At 71.9% G+C, this 15232-nt stretch carries 11 protein-coding genes and 1 pseudogene; 7 read left to right on the plus strand and 5 right to left on the minus strand.

Going from position 1 to position 15232, the window contains the following annotated elements; translation table 11 throughout:
- Both ACIY1X_RS17710 and ACIY1X_RS17715 read right to left on the minus strand, forming a co-directional pair.
- Nucleotides 1–104 (minus strand): YqiA/YcfP family alpha/beta fold hydrolase (locus ACIY1X_RS17710; RefSeq protein ID WP_399682972.1); only part of this gene is annotated, 104 nt, incomplete at its 3' end.
- Nucleotides 105–176: 72 nt separating this feature from the next.
- On the minus strand, nt 177–2306 hold the full coding sequence (locus ACIY1X_RS17715; protein WP_399682959.1) for a carboxypeptidase regulatory-like domain-containing protein: 2130 nt from the start codon (nt 2304–2306) through the stop codon (nt 177–179).
- A gap of 142 nt (nt 2307–2448) precedes the next feature.
- Here ACIY1X_RS17715 and ACIY1X_RS17720 point away from each other — a divergent pair, with 142 nt between their 5' ends.
- From ACIY1X_RS17720 to ACIY1X_RS17735, 4 genes are read left to right on the plus strand one after another with little or no spacing between them, the layout of a single operon-like run.
- Nucleotides 2449–3162: a response regulator transcription factor gene (locus tag ACIY1X_RS17720; protein ID WP_038210503.1), complete on the plus strand. Its 714-nt coding sequence runs from the start codon at nt 2449–2451 to the stop codon at nt 3160–3162.
- A 23-nt stretch (nt 3163–3185) separates the two neighbouring features.
- On the plus strand, nt 3186–5018 hold the full coding sequence (locus tag ACIY1X_RS17725; RefSeq protein ID WP_399682962.1) for a histidine kinase: 1833 nt from the start codon (nt 3186–3188) through the stop codon (nt 5016–5018).
- Nucleotides 5019–5052: 34 nt separating this feature from the next.
- Nucleotides 5053–6207: a rod shape-determining protein RodA gene (gene rodA / locus ACIY1X_RS17730; protein WP_399682964.1), complete on the plus strand. Its 1155-nt coding sequence runs from the start codon at nt 5053–5055 to the stop codon at nt 6205–6207.
- Between the two features lie 52 nt (nt 6208–6259).
- Nucleotides 6260–7576: a serine hydrolase domain-containing protein gene (locus tag ACIY1X_RS17735; RefSeq protein ID WP_399682967.1), complete on the plus strand. Its 1317-nt coding sequence runs from the start codon at nt 6260–6262 to the stop codon at nt 7574–7576.
- 12 nt (nt 7577–7588) lie between these two features.
- On the opposite strand, the gene ACIY1X_RS17740 is transcribed toward ACIY1X_RS17735, so the two are convergent.
- Nucleotides 7589–9910: a membrane-bound PQQ-dependent dehydrogenase, glucose/quinate/shikimate family gene (locus ACIY1X_RS17740; protein ID WP_038210510.1), complete on the minus strand. Its 2322-nt coding sequence runs from the start codon at nt 9908–9910 to the stop codon at nt 7589–7591.
- A 161-nt stretch (nt 9911–10071) separates the two neighbouring features.
- On the opposite strand from ACIY1X_RS17740, the gene tldD reads away from it, so the two are divergent.
- Together tldD and ACIY1X_RS17750 are read left to right on the plus strand one after the other, a co-directional pair.
- Complete coding sequence (tldD, locus tag ACIY1X_RS17745) at nt 10072–11532, plus strand: metalloprotease TldD (RefSeq protein WP_038210578.1); 1461 nt, start codon at nt 10072–10074, stop codon at nt 11530–11532.
- Nucleotides 11533–11771: 239 nt separating this feature from the next.
- Nucleotides 11772–12896: a 3-deoxy-7-phosphoheptulonate synthase gene (locus ACIY1X_RS17750; protein WP_399682970.1), complete on the plus strand. Its 1125-nt coding sequence runs from the start codon at nt 11772–11774 to the stop codon at nt 12894–12896.
- 4 nt (nt 12897–12900) lie between these two features.
- Here ACIY1X_RS17750 and ACIY1X_RS17755 read toward each other — a convergent pair whose 3' ends face one another.
- Together ACIY1X_RS17755 and mpl are read right to left on the minus strand one after the other, a co-directional pair.
- The gene (locus ACIY1X_RS17755; protein ID WP_038210513.1) at nt 12901–13401 is read right to left on the minus strand and encodes a cupin domain-containing protein; all 501 of its coding nucleotides are present in this window, start codon (nt 13399–13401) and stop codon (nt 12901–12903) included.
- Between the two features lie 20 nt (nt 13402–13421).
- Nucleotides 13422–14822 (minus strand): UDP-N-acetylmuramate:L-alanyl-gamma-D-glutamyl-meso-diaminopimelate ligase, encoded by a 1401-nt coding sequence (mpl, locus tag ACIY1X_RS17760; protein WP_038210514.1) that lies wholly within the window; start codon nt 14820–14822, stop codon nt 13422–13424.
- A gap of 87 nt (nt 14823–14909) precedes the next feature.
- Here mpl and ACIY1X_RS17765 point away from each other — a divergent pair.
- Nucleotides 14910–15232 (plus strand): annotated as a pseudogene (locus ACIY1X_RS17765) (hypothetical protein); the annotation flags it as partial.

Consider the following 15232-nt stretch of genomic DNA (forward strand, 5'->3'; position numbering starts at 1 on the left):
GGGCACCACCAGTGCGCCGCCGGGTGGCGCGCGGTGGCCTGCGCTTTGGCCGAGCGGGGAGAGGAACGGAAGCCGTGCAGGTACAGCAGGTGGGTTGCTTGCATGGGCGCCACTCTAGATGCTGCCGCGGCCACGAAAAAGCCCCGCCGGAGCGGGGCTGCAGGGACGGCGCGTGCTCAGAAGCTCTTGTACAGCGCGATCTGCTTTTTCATCTCCACCTGCCGCGCGCTGCGCGCCCACAGCTCCATCGAGTTGAAGGAGACGCCCTGCGCGTACTGGAAGGGCCCCACGCCGGGCACGGCGCTGTAGCAGTGCACGTCCGCGGCCGACTGCGGCGAGCAATACAGCATGGCGGTGCGGGCCGTGTTGCGCACCAGCGTGCCGTCGTTGAAGCGCTGGCTGCCCTGGGCGCCCACGCGTCCGGTCACCGAGAAGCTGGTCGGGGCGAGCGCACCCGCCGGCACCGTCCAGGCGTCGCCGCCGCCTTCGCTGCTGAAGTCGATGTTGTTCGGGTCGCTGTCGCTGGGGGCGCCGAAGGTGATGCGGCCGGTCGCGGCGGTGGCCGCCAGCAGTTCGGCCCGCTGCGCCGGAGCGAGCTGCGCGAACTTCAGCTGCCGCACCTCGTTGATGGTCTGCGCCCGCGCCAGCGTGCGGTAGCTCTGCACCACCGGGCTGCCGGCCACCGGAAAGAACTCCATCTTCCACACGCCTTGGTCCTTGAGCGCGCGGATCTGCGCCTCGCCGTACTGCGGATCGACGAAGAAGATGTTGGGCTCCTCGTCGGCCAGGTTGCCCGCGGTGGCCGGGTCGGCGTAGCCGGTGGCCAGGCGGACGATGCTGGTCACCGTCCTGCTGTCGTCGGCGCGGTGCGCCACCAAGTAGGACAGGCCGCTCTCGGGCGAGAACTTGATCACCTGCCCCCACGGCGCCGTCACCAGCACGTGGCTCAGCACCGGCTGGCCGCTGCCGTTGATGCGGTTGTCGATGCTGATGTTGTAGCCGGTGGTGAAGGCGTTGTAGGCCGGCATGTTGAGGTACTCCCGGTCTTCGGAGACGGGGCGGACCGTGGCGCCGTAGCCGTAGCTGTTGCCGGTGAGCTTGAGCGCGCCGTCCTGGTTGCGCACCACCAGCGTCTCGTTGTCGGTGTTGCCCAGGCGGTCGGTCCAGCGGTAGCTCAGCACCAGGTCGGTCTGTCCACCCTGGACGCGGAAGAACTCGAAGTTGCCGCGGTCGTGCCTGAGCCCGGTGGGGCCGAAGCGGAACAGCGAGGACCAGGCGCCGCGGCCCTGCGCATTGCGGCCGACGGTCCCGCCGTTGGCCGCATAGGTGGCCGGGTCGTCGTCGACGAACAGCGTGCGGCAGGCCGGCGCGGTGACGTTCGCCGCGGTGCCGGTCGCGTCGGCGTCGTCGCTGGTGGCGGTGTCCACGCGCTGCGTCACCGGCAGGGCGAAGCAGGCGTCCAGCCGCTGGAAGAAGCCGGCCACCTGCGCCGGCGTCGGGATGGCCGAGAGCTGGTCGGCCGTGACCGCGGGCAGCACGGGGGCGGCCTCGTCGGAGGTGCGGTAGCTCAGCGAGACCGGCTGGCCGTCCGCGCTGGGCGCCTTGACGGTGATCTCGATGTTGGCGGCGGTGCCGTCCGGGCGCACGCTGACGGTGATTGCGTCCAGCACCCGGTCCTGGCCGGTGCCGTCGGCCACCAGGGGGCCGCCGAAGGGATCGATGCCGGCCTGCCCCAGCGCCTGCAGCAGCGGCTCCAGGGTCGCCAGCAGGGCCTGCACCTCGCTGCGGATCGCATCGTCGTTGACCAGATCGGGGTTGCTCTGGATCGCCTGGGCGAGGCTGGCGGGGTTGCCGTCCGGCGCCAACTGGGCCGCCACGATGGTGGTCAGCGGGGTGATGTTGAGCGTGCCGCCTTCCGCGCTGGCGCTGATGCTGTAGAGCGCCTGCTCGTCGCGCAGCACGCGCACCACCAGCGGCGCGGCGGTGTCGACGGGCAGTTCGCAGTCGTAGCTGCCGGCGGCGTCGGTGACGGTGCTGCACACGGTCTGGCCGCGCTGGTCCAGCACCTCCAGCCGGGCGTCGGCGAAGGCGGCGCCGGTGGCCGCCACGCCGCGCAGCACGGCGCCGCCGGAGGGTTCCGGCGTGGTGGGGGTGCCCGGCGTGGTCGGGTCGCCGCCGGTGCCGCCGGTCGGCGGCAGGAAGGCCAGGCCGCCGCCGCCCCCGCCTCCGCCGCCGCAGGCGGCCAGGGTCAGGAGCAGGGCGGCGGCGCTGGCGAGGCGGGACGCAGCGGGACGGGGTGCGCGCATGGAGGATCTCCGGAAATGTGAAAAGTTGTTATCGAGGCGCGGCGAGTGTCCGGAAATCCTCCGGAAGTCCCCATCCCATGAACATGTGAGCCGACGTCGCGCACCGGCGACGCCGCTGTTGCGACGTGTATCCTCCGCCGCCATGGAGCGCATGCCGCCGATCGACGCCCGCCCCCCGGCCGAGGCCTGGGGCGTGCTGGCCGTGGAGGACGACCTGCGCGCCCGGGCGTTCTTCGAGTCCAGCGTGCGGGCCTGCGCCGGGCTGCGCTGGCTGGCGGGGCTGGGCAGCGTGGCCGAGGCGCTGGCGTGGCTGCAGGGCGCGCCGCAGCGGCCCGACGTGCTACTGGTCGACCTGGGGCTGCCGGACGGCAGCGGCGTGGAGGTGATCCGGGCCGTGCGCGCCCGCTGCCCGGACTGCGAGCCGCTGGTGGTGTCGGTGTTCGGCGACGAGGAGAGCGTGCTGGCCAGCATCGAGGCCGGCGCCGTCGGCTACCTGCACAAGGATTCGGCGCCCGAGGACATCGCCCAGACCATCCTGGAGGTCAAGCGCGGCGCCTCTCCCATCTCGCCCATGATTGCGCGCCGCGTGCTGGCCAAGTACCGCAGCCTGCGCGCCGCGGAGCCGGGCGCGGCCCCGCCGGAGCAGGCGGCGGACGTCGTGCCGTCGCTGCTGTCGGTGCGCGAGCAGGAAGTGCTCACGCTGATCGCGCGGGGCTTCTCCTACGCCGAGATCGCGCGCCTGAAGGGCCTGAGCGTGCACACCGTGCAGACGCACATCAAGAACCTGTACGGCAAGCTGGCCGTGCACTCGAAGAACGAGGCGGTGTTCGAGGCGACCCGGCTCGGCCTGCTGTGAGCGGATGGCGGCGCGCGGCCTGCGTGGCCGCCTGGCTGTGCTGCTGGGGCCTGGCCGCCCTGCTGCCGCCGGCGGCGCGGGCGGCGCAGGACGAGCCGGTGCAGGCCCTGCGCATGGCGCGCATCCAGGCCGTGATCGACGGCCGGCCGCAGGACTGGCGCACCGTGCCGCTGCCCTACCACTGGGACCGCCTGCACCGCAACCACGGCGGCCGGGCCGTGGTCGAGGCCCGCTTCGACCTGCCCGGCGGCCCGTCCGCCCAGCCCTACACGCTGTACTTCCCGCTGATCGGCAATGCCGCGGCCGTCTGGCTCAACGGCAAGCTGCTGGTGCGCTACGGCGACCTGGACGCGGCCGGCCGCGACGACTACGGGAAGATCGCCCGCCAGGTGGCGGTGCCGCCCGCCCTGCTGGCGGCGCACAATCTCCTGCGCATCGAGCTGCGCGCCGACGGCGGGCGGCGCGGCGGCCTGTCGGAGATCTACATCGGCCCCACCGAGCAGGTGCAGGCCCATCCCGCGGCCCGCGCCGGCGCGCTGCGCTACGCGGGCTCGCTGTTCCTGGGCGCCTTCAGCCTGGTGGTGGGCTTCATCGCATTGATGTGCTGGGCCAGCCAGCGCGTGGCGGACGCCGACGGCCGGCTGCGCCGCGAGACCCTGTACCTGTGGGCCGGGCTGGCCGAGCTGTGCTGGTCGGTGCGGGTGTTCGACGCGCTGATCGAGCACCCGCCGCTGGCCTGGCCCCTGTGGGGCGTGCTGATGACCGGCACCTATGCCGGCTGGGTCGGCGGCGTGCTGCTGTTCTGCCACCGCGCGGCGGGCTGGGAGCACCGGCGCTCGATGCGCTTCATGCAGGCCGCGGCGGGCGTGCTGGTGGCCGCCGGGCTGGTGTGCTCGGCCCTGTCCTTCGCCTGGTTCCGCCCGGTGCTGCTGACCGGCTGGCTGGGCGCGGTGAACCTGTGCGCGGCCCTGTACGCCCTGGTCTACATGGCGGCCACGCTGCGCCGCCCCACCACCGCGCGCGTGCTGCTGGCGGCCGCCGGGGTGCTCAACGTGGCCGTCGGCGTGCGCGACTGGGTCACCATCCGCCTCGGCAACGACCTGGGCGCCGTCACCTGGAACCGCTACGTCTCGATCGCCTTCGGGCTGGCGCTGCTGTACATCGTGCTGCGGCGCTTCCAGCAGGCCAGCGGGCAGGCGCGCGAACTGCTGGGCACGCTGCAGGCGCGGGTGGCCGCGCGCGAGCAGGAGCTGGCCAGCACCTACGGCCGCCTGGAGGCGGCGGCGCGCGAGCAGGCCCGCAACCACGAGCGCGAGCGCATCCTGCGCGACATGCACGACGGCGTCGGCTCCCACATCAGCGCCGCCATCCGGCAACTGCAGTCGGGCCGCTCCACCTCGGACGAGGTGCTGCGCACCCTGCGCGACTCCATGGACCAGCTCAAGCTGTCGATCGACGCCATGCAGCTGCCGCCGGGCGACGTGCAGGCGTTGCTGGCCGGCCTGCGCTACCGGCTGGAGCCGCGCCTGGCGGGCGCCGGCCTCGCGCTGGAATGGGCGGTGCAGGAACTGCCCCCGTGGCCCGGGCTGGACGCGCAGGCCATGCGGCAGCTGCAGTTCCTGCTGTTCGAGGCCATCTCCAACGTGCTGCAGCACGCGCATGCCCGCGTGCTGCGGCTGGAGGCCGACGCCGGCCCCGGCGGGCTGGCGATCCGCATCGTCGACGACGGGTGCGGCTTCGATGCCGGCCGCGCGCCGCGGGCGCTGCAGGTGCGCGCGGCGTCGCTGGGCGCGCGGCTGGGCGTGCGCTCCGCGCCCGGCCGCACCGAGGTGGCGTTCACCCTGCCCGCCGCCTGAATCCGGCCGGCGCCGCGCGGATAATCGCGCCGCCATGTCCGCCGTCTTCCAGCAGCCCTCCCTCTTCCGGCGCATCCTGCCGGTGTTCCAGGGTTTCGACGGGCTGCTGGCGCTGGCCGTGCTGATGCTGTGCGGCGCCGGGCTGGTCACCATGTACTCCTCCGGCTACGACCACGGCAGCCGCTTCATGGACCACGGGCGCAACATGCTGCTGGCCGCGGGCATCATGTTCGTGGTGGCGCAGATCCCGCCGCAGCGGCTGATGAGCCTGGCGCTGCCGCTGTACGTGCTGGGCGTCGGCCTGCTGGTGGCGGTGCTGCTGTTCGGCATCACCAAGAAGGGCGCCACGCGCTGGATCAACATCGGCATCGTCGTGCAGCCCAGCGAGCTGCTCAAGATCGCCACGCCGCTGATGCTGGCCTGGTGGTTCCAGCGGCGCGAGGGGCAGCTGCGGCCGCTGGACTTCGCCGTCTCCTTCGTCCTGCTGGCGCTGCCGGTGGGCCTGATCATGAAGCAGCCCGACCTGGGCACCTCGCTGCTGGTGCTGGCGGCGGGGCTGGCGGTGATCTTCTTCGCCGGGCTGCCCTGGAAGCTGATCGTGCCGCCGGTGGCCGTCGGCATCGTGGCGGTGTCGCTGATCGTCGGCTTCGAGTCGCAGCTGTGCGCCGATGGGGTGGACTGGAAGGTGCTGCACGACTACCAGAAGCAGCGCGTATGCACCCTGCTGGACCCGACCAAGGACCCGCTGGGCAAGGGCTTCCACATCATCCAGGGCATGATCGCCATCGGCTCCGGCGGCGTGGGCGGCAAGGGCTTCATGCAGGGCACGCAGACGCACCTGGAATTCATCCCCGAGCGCACCACCGACTTCATCTTCGCCGCCTACTCCGAGGAGTTCGGCCTGGCGGGCAACCTGTTCCTGCTGTTCTCCTTCCTCTTCCTCATCGGCCGCGGGCTGATGATCGCGCTGGAGGCGCCGACCCTGTTCTCGCGCCTGCTGGCCGGCGCGGTGACGATGATCTTCTTCACCTACGCCTTCGTGAACATGGGCATGGTCAGCGGCATCCTGCCGGTGGTGGGCGTGCCGCTGCCCTTCATCAGCTACGGCGGCACGGCGATGGTCACGCTGGGGCTGGCGCTGGGCATCCTGATGTCGATCGCGCGGGCCAGGCGGTTGATGCAGACCTGAAGGCCCTGGGCAGAATGGCGCCCGAGACACCACCACAAGGAGAGCTCCCGCCATGCACCCGTCCCTCGCCCGATGCGCCGCCGGCGCCCTGCTCGCCGGTACGGCCCTCGTGAGCGCCGCCCAGATGCCGCCCGCCGCGCCACCCCTCTCGGCCGCCGACAGCGACCCCGTGCGCCTGGGCTGGATGCAGGGCGCGCCGGTGCCCCCCGACAAGCAGGTCACCTTCCAGAACGCCGGCCGCTTCCCGCAGATCCGCTGGGCGCTGCAGCACATGCGCGAGCTGGTGCCCAGCCGCAACGTGTGGCGCGGCAGCGGCGCCGCCTTCGAGTTGCCGCGCGGCGAGCGCGACTGGTCCGCCTTCCGCTTCGCCGGCGTGGACGGCCAGCCGATGGACATCGACGCCTACGCCGCCGGCACCTACACCGATGCCCTGCTCGTGCTGCACCGGGGCCGGGTGGTGCTGGAGCGCTACTGGAGCGGCATGACGCCGAACACGCCGCACTCGGTGTTCTCCGTCACCAAGTCGATCACCGGCGTGCTGGCCTCGCAGCTCGTCGCCGAGGGCAAGCTCGATCCGGACGCGCGCGTCACGCAGTACATCCCCGAGCTGGCCGGCACCGCCTGGGACGACGCCACCGTGCAGCAGACGCTGGACATGACCGCCGGCGTGCACTTCCGCGAGGACTACGCCGACCCGACCTCCGAGGTGATCCAGTACGCCATGGCCTCCGGCCTGGTGCCCTTGCCGCCCAGCTGGAACGGGCCGCGCGACACCATCAGCTTCCTGCGCACGCTGAAGAAGGAGGGCGAGCACGGTGCCGGCTTCTCCTACAAGACGGTCCACTCCGAGGTGGTGGGCTGGCTGGTGCTCAAGGTCACGGGCAAGCCCTTCTCGCAGAACCTGTCGGAGCGCATCTGGTCGCGCATGGGCGCCGAGAACGACGCCGGCATCAACATCGACCGGCTGGGCTTCGAGTCGATGGGCTCGGGCTTCAACGCCACCGCGCGCGACCTGGCGCGCTTCGGCGAGATGCTGCGCAACGAGGGCCGCGTCGGTGGCCTCTTCAGCCGCGAGCAGCTGGTGCCCAAGGCGGCGGTGGACATGATCCGCGCCGGCGGCGACCGCGAGAAGTTCAAGGCCGGCAACCAGGCGGCGCGGCCGGGCTACTCCTACCGCAACCAGTGGTGGGTCCTGCACAACGCCGACGGCGCCTACGAGGCCTCCGGCATCCACGGCCAGTACATCCACGTCAACCCGGCGGCCGAGGTGGTGATCGTGCGCCTGGGCTCCTCGCCCGTGGCGGCCAACGGCCCGGCGCACCCGCTGCACATGCGGGCCTTCCAGGCCATCGCCGACGCGGTGCGCTGAAGCCGCCCGCCTTCAGGGCAGCGCGAAGGCCATGACGTAGTCGCCGCGCTCCTTGGAGTAGGCGGCGCCGCCGGCCGAGATCACCACGTACTGCTTGCCCGTCCTGGGCGACACGTAGGTCATGGGCGTGGCGCTGCTGCCCACGGGCATCGCGTGCTTCCAGACTTCGGCGCCGGTCTGCGCGTCGTAGGCGCGCAGGTAGAAGTCCTGGGTGCCCGCGAAGAACACCAGCCCGCCCGCCGTGGCCAGCGTGCCCGCATAGGTGGGCATGCCGATCGGCATGGGCAGCCCCAGCCGCACGCCCAGCGGGCCGAGCTGCTCGGCCGTTCCGGCCGGCACCTGCCAGGCCACCTTGCGCGTCTTCAGGTCGATGGCGGTGAGGGTGCCGAAGGGCGGCTGCACGCAGGGCACGCCCAGCCTGGAGAACCAGATGGTGGTGTAGATGCCGTAGGGCGTGCCGGCCTGCGTCGAGGGGCCGTGCCCGTCGCTCACCGGCGGGTACTTCTTGGCGAAGGCGGGGTAGTCGTCGCGCGGCACGAGCTGGAACACGCTGGGCACGCGGATGTCGTTGAGGAAGACGCGCTGGTTGGCGGTGTCCACCGACACGCTGCCCCAGTTCAGGCCGCCGACGTTGCCCGGGTGCTCGATGGCGCGCTGCAGCCCGGGCGGGGTGAAGTCGCCGTCATAGCGCAGGGTGCGGAACTCGATGCGGCACAGCAACTGGTCGAACATCGTCATGCCCCACATCCTGCGTTCGTCCAGCCGCTCGGCGCCGACGGTGGGCATGCCGACCGAGTAGGGCTGGGTGGGCGAGAGCGTCTCCTCGGGCACTGCGCCTTCCTGCGTCACGGGCTTCTCGGCGACCTCGGCCAGCGGCTGGCCGGTGGCGCGGTCGAGCAGGAAGAGCTGGCCGCGCTTGGTGGTCTGCAGCACGGCGGGCACCGTGCCGCCCTTTCCGTCGGGCAGGTCGATCAGGGCGGGCTGCGAGGGCAGGTCGTAGTCCCAGATGTCGTGGTGCACCGTCTGGAACTTCCAGCGCGGGCGGCCGGTGGCCACGTCGAGCGCGACCAGCGTGGCGTTGTATTCGTCCGAATGCGCCGGGCGGCCCTGCCCGAAGTAGTCGGGCGTGGCGTTGCCCAGCGGCGCGTAGATCAGGCCGAGCTTGTCGTCGTAGGCGGCCGTGGTCCACATGTTGGGCGTGCCCGGCGTGTAGGTCTGGCCCTCGGGCGGCAGCTTCGTGATGTCCGGGTTGCCCAGGTCCCAGGCCCAGACCAGCTCGCCGGTGCGGGCGCTGAAGGCGCGGATCACGCCCGAGGGCTCGCCGCGCATCTGGTTGTCCACCACCCAGCCGCCGACGACGATCAGGTCGCGCGCCACCAGCGGCGCCGAGGTCTGGAAATAGAAGCCGGGCCGCACCGTCCCCATGCCGTGCGCCAGCGACACCGTGCCCTTGTCGCCGAATTCCTCGCAGGGCTTGCCGGTGCGGGCGTCCAGCTCGATCAGGCGGGCGTCGATGGTGGTCTGCACGATGCGCTCGCGGCAGGCGCCCTCCGGCGCGGCGGCGGCTTCCTGCGGCGCCTTCCAGTAGCCCAGGCCGCGGCAGCGCTGCCAGAAAGGCGACTTGGCCTGCGGGTCGAAGACCCAGCGCTCCTGGCCGCTGTCGGCATCGAGCGCGATCAGCTTGTCGTTGCGCGTGCAGCTGTAGACCAGGTCGCCGATCTGCAGCGGCGTGTTCTGGTCCACGCCCGGCTGCGTGTCGCCGGTGCGGTAGCTCCAGGCCAGCTTGAGCTGCGACACCGTTTCGCGGTTGATCTGGTCGAAGGGCGCGTCGCGTCGGCCTTCCGTCGTGCGGCCGTAGGCGCTCCAGTCCACCGGCCGGTTGTCGCCGCCCGGCGGCGTATAGGCCATGGATGCATCGGGGCGCACCACGCCGTGCGGCATGAAGGCCAGCCCGAAGCCGAGCACGAAGAGCAGCGCGAACACGGCGCCGGCGAGGCGCCAGGGCGCGGCGCTGCCGCCCTCGGGCGCGCGCGGCGCCAGCAGCAGGGAGACGGCGGCCAGCGCCAGCGGCGCCATCAGGCGCGGGAACAGCGCCCAGAAATCGAGGCCGCTCTCCCACAGCGCCCAGGGCAGGGTGAGGACCGCCAGCGCCGCCACCCACAGCGCGCTGCTGCGCCGCCGGCGCCACATCTGCAGCGCCGCCCACAGCAGGACAAGCCCCGCGGCCACGTAGTAGGGCGACCCCCCGAGCAGAAGCAGCCGGGCGCCGCCCAGCGCCAGACCCAGACCCATGAGCGCCACCAGCAGCGCCCACACACGCGATACGACAAGCATGCTTTCCCTTGTTTCAAGTCGAGACCGCGCCGACTCTAGGGAACATCGCCCGCCCGCGGGATCGCCATGAGGACACGGTGGGCATTCGATCCGGCCCGCGCGCGCATGGGCTTGCCGGTGCTAGGCGACGCGCCGGCCCGCGTCTTCCTAGAATGGCCTTCATGATCTCCCGCGAACCCACCCTCGAGCGCCTGGCCACGGCGCAGCAGCTCCTGCTCGCCCCCTTCGGGCTGGACGAGACGCACCTGGCGAAGGCGCTGGCCGAGATCCGCGCCCACAAGGTGGACGACGCCGACCTGTACTTCCAGTACACCCGCGCCGAGGGCTGGAGCCTGGAGGAGGGCATCGTCAAGACCGGCAGCTTCAGCATCGACCAGGGCGTGGGCGTGCGCGCGGTCAGCGGCGAAAAGACGGCCTTCGCCTATTCGGACGACATCTCCGAGGCCTCGCTGCTGGACGCCGCGCGCACCGTGCGCGCCATCGCCGCGGCCGGCAAGTCGGCCCGGGTGAAGGCGCCGGCGCGCAAGGTGGCGCCCAGCCGGCAGCTCTACGGCGGCATCGACCCGATCGCCAGCCTGGACAGCACGGCCAAGGTGCAGTTGCTGGAGCAGGTCGAGCAGCTCGCCCGCGCGCGCGACCCGCGCGTCGTGCAGGTGATGGCGGGCCTGGCCAGCGAGTACGACGTGGTGCTGGTGGCGCGCGCCGACGGCACCCTGGCGGCCGACGTGCGGCCGCTGGTGCGCCTGTCGGTGACGGTGATCGCCGAGCAGAACGGGCGGCGCGAGATGGGCTTCGGCGGCGGCGGCGGGCGCTTCGGGCTGGCGTACTTCAGCCAGGCGCAGATCGCCGAGTACGTGGAGCAGGCGGTCGGCGCGGCCCTCACCAACCTCGAGTCGCGCCCCGCCCCGGCCGGCGAGATGACGGTGGTGCTCGGCCCCGGCTGGCCCGGCATCCTGCTGCACGAGGCCATCGGCCACGGCCTGGAGGGCGACTTCAACCGCAAGGAGTCCAGCGCCTTCTCCGGCCGCATCGGCCAGCGCGTGGCGGCCAAGGGCGTGACGGTGCTGGACGACGGCACCATCGCCGACCGGCGCGGCTCGCTCAACGTGGACGACGAGGGCAACCCCAGCCAGCGCAACGTGCTGATCGAGGACGGCATCCTCAAGGGCTACATCCAGGACGCGCTCAACGCCCGGCTGATGAACGTCAGGCCCACCGGCAACGGCCGGCGCGAGAGCTACGCCCACGTACCCATGCCGCGCATGACCAACACCTACATGCTCGGCGGCGACAAGGACCCCGACGAGATCGTCGCCAGCATCGGCAAGGGCCTGTACGCCACCAACTTCGGCGGCGGCCAGGTGGACATCACCAGCGGCAAGTTCGTCTTCTCCGCCAGCGAGGCCTGGTGGGTCGAGAACGGGAAGAAGCTCTATCCAGTGAAGGGCGCCACCATCGTCGGCAACGGCCCCGACGCGCTCACGCGCGTGAGCATGATCGGCAACGACATGGCGTTGGACAGCGGCGTGGGCACCTGCGGCAAGGAAGGCCAGAGCGTGCCCGTCGGCGTCGGCCAGCCGACCTTGCGCATCGACGGGCTGACGGTCGGCGGCACGGCTTGACGGCCCGGATGATGGCAATCCGCAACAGTCTTTCCCGCCGCCGTGTGCTAGAGTCGGCCCCTATGCCCGCCGCACGCGCTTTCTACTTTGCCTACTTTTGGTTCCCGGACTCCGGCGGACGAGTGGCGCGCGCGTAAAAGCAGACAGACCGAACCTCGAAGAACCGCCGGTGCGAAAGCCCCGGCGGTTTTTTCTTGGCCGCTCCGAATCACATCACAGCACCCGAGGAAGAAAAAAGCATGAGCCCCCAAGCGACCCCCGGCACCAGCGAGTCCTGGTATGCGCAGCCCGTCGAGAAAACAGGCCAGACCGACGACCAGCGCATCAAGGACATCAACGTGCTTCCCCCGCCCGAACACCTCATCCGCTTCTTCCCGATCCGCGGCACGCCGGTGGAGACGCTGATCGGCCAGACCCGCCGCAGCATCCACAACATCATGGCCGGCAAGGACGACCGGCTGCTGGTGATCATGGGACCGTGCTCCATCCACGACCCGGCCGCGGCGGTGGAGTACGCACGGCGCCTGAAGGCCGAGCGCGACAAGTACGCCGGCACGCTGGAGATCGTGATGCGCGTGTATTTCGAGAAGCCGCGCACCACGGTCGGCTGGAAGGGCCTGATCAACGACCCCTACCTGGACGAGAGCTACCGCATCGACGAGGGCCTGCGCATCGCGCGCCAGCTGCTCATCGACATCAACCGCGTCGGCCTGCCGGCGGCCAGCGAGTTCCTCGACGTGATCTCGCCGCAGTACATCGGCGACCTGATCAGCTGGGGTGCGATCGGCGCGCGCACCACCGAGAGCCAGGTGCACCGCGAGCTGGCCAGCGGCCTGTCGGCGCCGATCGGCTTCAAGAACGGCACCGACGGCAACATCCGCATCGCCACCGACGCCATCCAGGCGGCGGCGCGCGGGCACCACTTCCTCTCGGTGCACAAGAACGGGCAGGTCGCCATCGTCCAGACCAAGGGCAACAAGGACTGCCACGTCATCCTGCGCGGCGGCAAGGCGCCCAACTACGACGCCGCCAGCGTCGAGGCCGCCTGCAAGGACCTGGAGGCCGCCAAGCTGCCGCCCACGCTGATGGTCGACTGCAGCCACGCCAACAGCAGCAAGCAGCACGGCAAGCAGATGGACGTGGCGCGCGACATCGCCGGGCAGATCGCCGGCGGCAGCCGCCGCGTCTTCGGCGTGATGGTGGAAAGCCACCTGCAGCCCGGCGCGCAGAAGTTCACCCCCGGCAAGGACTCGATCGCCGCGCTGGAATACGGCAAGAGCATCACCGACGCCTGCCTGGGCTGGGACGATTCGCGGGAACTGCTCGAGACGCTGTCGCAGGCCGTCAAGCAGCGCCGCGGCTGAGGGTTCAGATGAACCGCGCGAGCGCCGGCCAGTGGTGGCGCAATGCGGCGGCCTCGTCGCCGGCCGCATCCATCAGCGCGAAATCGGCGAACTCGAAGCCCGGTGCCACGGCGCAGGCCAGCAGGCTGTAGTCGCCGGCCGGGTGCTGCGCCAGCGGCTCGGCCGCCTGCCACTGGCCGGCCGGCACCACGTGCTGCGGGCGGGTGCCGTGGTCGTCCACCGGACCGAGGCGCACGTGGGCCGGCGCGGTGCGCAGGGCAGGGTCGGCGGTCCACAGGGCCAGCGGCACGCCTTCCAGATGCGTCCACAGCTCGTCGGACGCCACCCGGTGCCAGCGCGAGTGCCGGCCGGCTTCCAGCAGGAAGTAGATGCTGGTCAGCGCCGCGCGGGGCGCGCGGCCGTCGGTGCACTGCACCTGCGCGCCGGAGCGGAACATCTCGCGGTACCAGCCGCCCTCGGGGTGCGGCTGCAGGCCCAGCGTGTCGATGAGGTGGCGGGCGCGCATGGACGGCCTCCTTTTCTTCTTCAGTGCCGCAGCGCAGCCAGCAGCCGCTCGTGGATGCCGCCGAAGCCGCCGTTGCTCATGCAGACGATGTGGTCGCCCGGCCGGGCGGCGGCGCTGACCTGCGCCACCAGCGCATCGATGCTCCCGGCGGTGGCGGCGCGCGCGCCCAGCGGCGCGAGGGCCGCGGCGGCATCCCAGTCGAGGCCGGCGGTGTGGCAGAAGGCGAGATCGGCGTCGCGCAGGCTGTCGGGCAGCAGCGCGGCCATGGTGCCCAGCTTCATGGTGTTGCTGCGCGGCTCGAACACGGCCAGGATGCGCTCCGCCTGCCGGCCCTCGCCGTCGAGCCGGCGGCGCAGCCCGTCCAGCGTGGTGAGGATGGCCGTCGGGTGGTGCGCGAAATCGTCGTACACGCGGATCGACGCCTCGCCGGGCCGTGCCGCCTCGCCGCGCAGCTCCATGCGCCGCCGCACGTTGCGGAAGGACGAGAGCGCCTGCGCGGCGTCGGCCGGCGCCACGCCCACGTGCTCCGCCGCCGCGATGGCGGCCAGCGCGTTCATCTGGTTGTGCGCGCCGGTCAGCGCCCACGCGACGCGCCCCACCGGCCGGCCGTCGCGCAGCACGGCGAAGGCGTGCTGCGCGCCCTCGGCGCGCCAGCGCGCTTCGCCGCGGCTGCCGAAGCCTTCCACGCCGCTCCAGCAGCCCATCGCCAGCACGCGCGCCAGGCTCGCCTCGTCGGCGTTGACGACCAGCCGCCCGCTGGCCGGCACGGTGCGCACCAGGTGATGGAACTGCCGCTCGATCGCCGCCAGGTCGTCGAAGATGTCGGCGTGGTCGAACTCCAGGTTGTTCAGGATCGCCGTGCGCGGGCGGTAGTGGACGAACTTGCTGCGCTTGTCGAAGAAGGCGGTGTCGTACTCGTCGGCCTCGATGACGAAGCCGTTGCCCTGGCCGAGACGTGCCGACACGCTGAAGTCCAGCGGCACGCCGCCGACCAGGAAGCCCGGCGCGAGGCCCGCCTGCTCCAGCACCCAGGTCAGCATGGAGGTCGTGGTCGTCTTGCCGTGCGTGCCGGCCACCGCCAGTACGTGGCGGTCGGCCAGCACGTGCTCGGCCAGCCACTGCGGCCCGCTGGTGTAGCGGGCGCCGGCATCGAGGATCGCCTCCATCAGCGGGAACTTGGGCGATCCATCCGCCAGGCGCGTTCGAGAGACCACGTTGCCGATCACGAACACGTCGGGCGCCAGCGCCATCTGGTCGGCCGCGTAGCCCTCGATCAGCTCGATGCCCAGGGCGCGCAGCTGGTCGCTCATCGGCGGGTAGACACCGGCGTCGCAGCCCGTCACGCGGTGGCCGGCCTCGCGCGCGAGTGCCGCCACGCCGCCCATGAAGGTGCCGCAGATGCCGAGGATGTGGATGTGCATCGCGGCATTCTAGGAAGCGCCGCACCCCGCCCTGCGGCCTTTGCGGGTCTTGCCGCGGGGCGCCGGGTGCGCGGGCACAATGCGCCGATGGACACCGGCAAGCGTGAGATCGCCGCGGCTGCAGCCCGCCTCGTGGTCGAGGAGGGGCTGGAGTACGGCGCCGCCAAGCGCCGCGCGCTGCGCGACCTGGGCCTGCCGGTGCGCACGGCGCTGCCGGGCAACGACGAGGTCGAGGCCGAGGTGCGCGACCACATCCGCCTGTTCTGCGCCGACACCCAGCCGGGCGAGCTGCTCGCGCTGCGGCGGCTGGCGCTGCAATGGATGGAGCGGCTGGCCGAGTTCCGCCCGCACCTGGGCGGCGCCGTCTGGCACGGCACCGCCACGCACCTGTCCGACATCTACATCCAGCT

The sequence above is a fragment of the Xenophilus sp. genome, from assembly GCF_044462705.1.
Taxonomy (GTDB): Bacteria; Pseudomonadota; Gammaproteobacteria; order Burkholderiales; family Burkholderiaceae_C; genus Xenophilus; species Xenophilus azovorans.

Bases quoted from the DNA above. Each gene is read 5' to 3' on its own strand.
- ACIY1X_RS17715 (WP_399682959.1), bottom strand. From the start codon at position 2,306: ATGCGCGCACCCCGTCCCGCTGCGTCCCGCCTCGCCAGCGCCGCCGCC.
- ACIY1X_RS17720 (WP_038210503.1), top strand. From the start codon at position 2,449: ATGGAGCGCATGCCGCCGATCGACGCCCGCCCCCCGGCCGAGGCCTGG.
- rodA (WP_399682964.1), top strand. From the start codon at position 5,053: ATGTCCGCCGTCTTCCAGCAGCCCTCCCTCTTCCGGCGCATCCTGCCG.
- ACIY1X_RS17735 (WP_399682967.1), top strand. From the start codon at position 6,260: ATGCACCCGTCCCTCGCCCGATGCGCCGCCGGCGCCCTGCTCGCCGGT.
- ACIY1X_RS17740 (WP_038210510.1), bottom strand. From the start codon at position 9,910: ATGCTTGTCGTATCGCGTGTGTGGGCGCTGCTGGTGGCGCTCATGGGT.
- tldD (WP_038210578.1), top strand. From the start codon at position 10,072: ATGATCTCCCGCGAACCCACCCTCGAGCGCCTGGCCACGGCGCAGCAG.
- ACIY1X_RS17750 (WP_399682970.1), top strand. From the start codon at position 11,772: ATGAGCCCCCAAGCGACCCCCGGCACCAGCGAGTCCTGGTATGCGCAG.
- ACIY1X_RS17755 (WP_038210513.1), bottom strand. From the start codon at position 13,401: ATGCGCGCCCGCCACCTCATCGACACGCTGGGCCTGCAGCCGCACCCC.
- mpl (WP_038210514.1), bottom strand. From the start codon at position 14,822: ATGCACATCCACATCCTCGGCATCTGCGGCACCTTCATGGGCGGCGTG.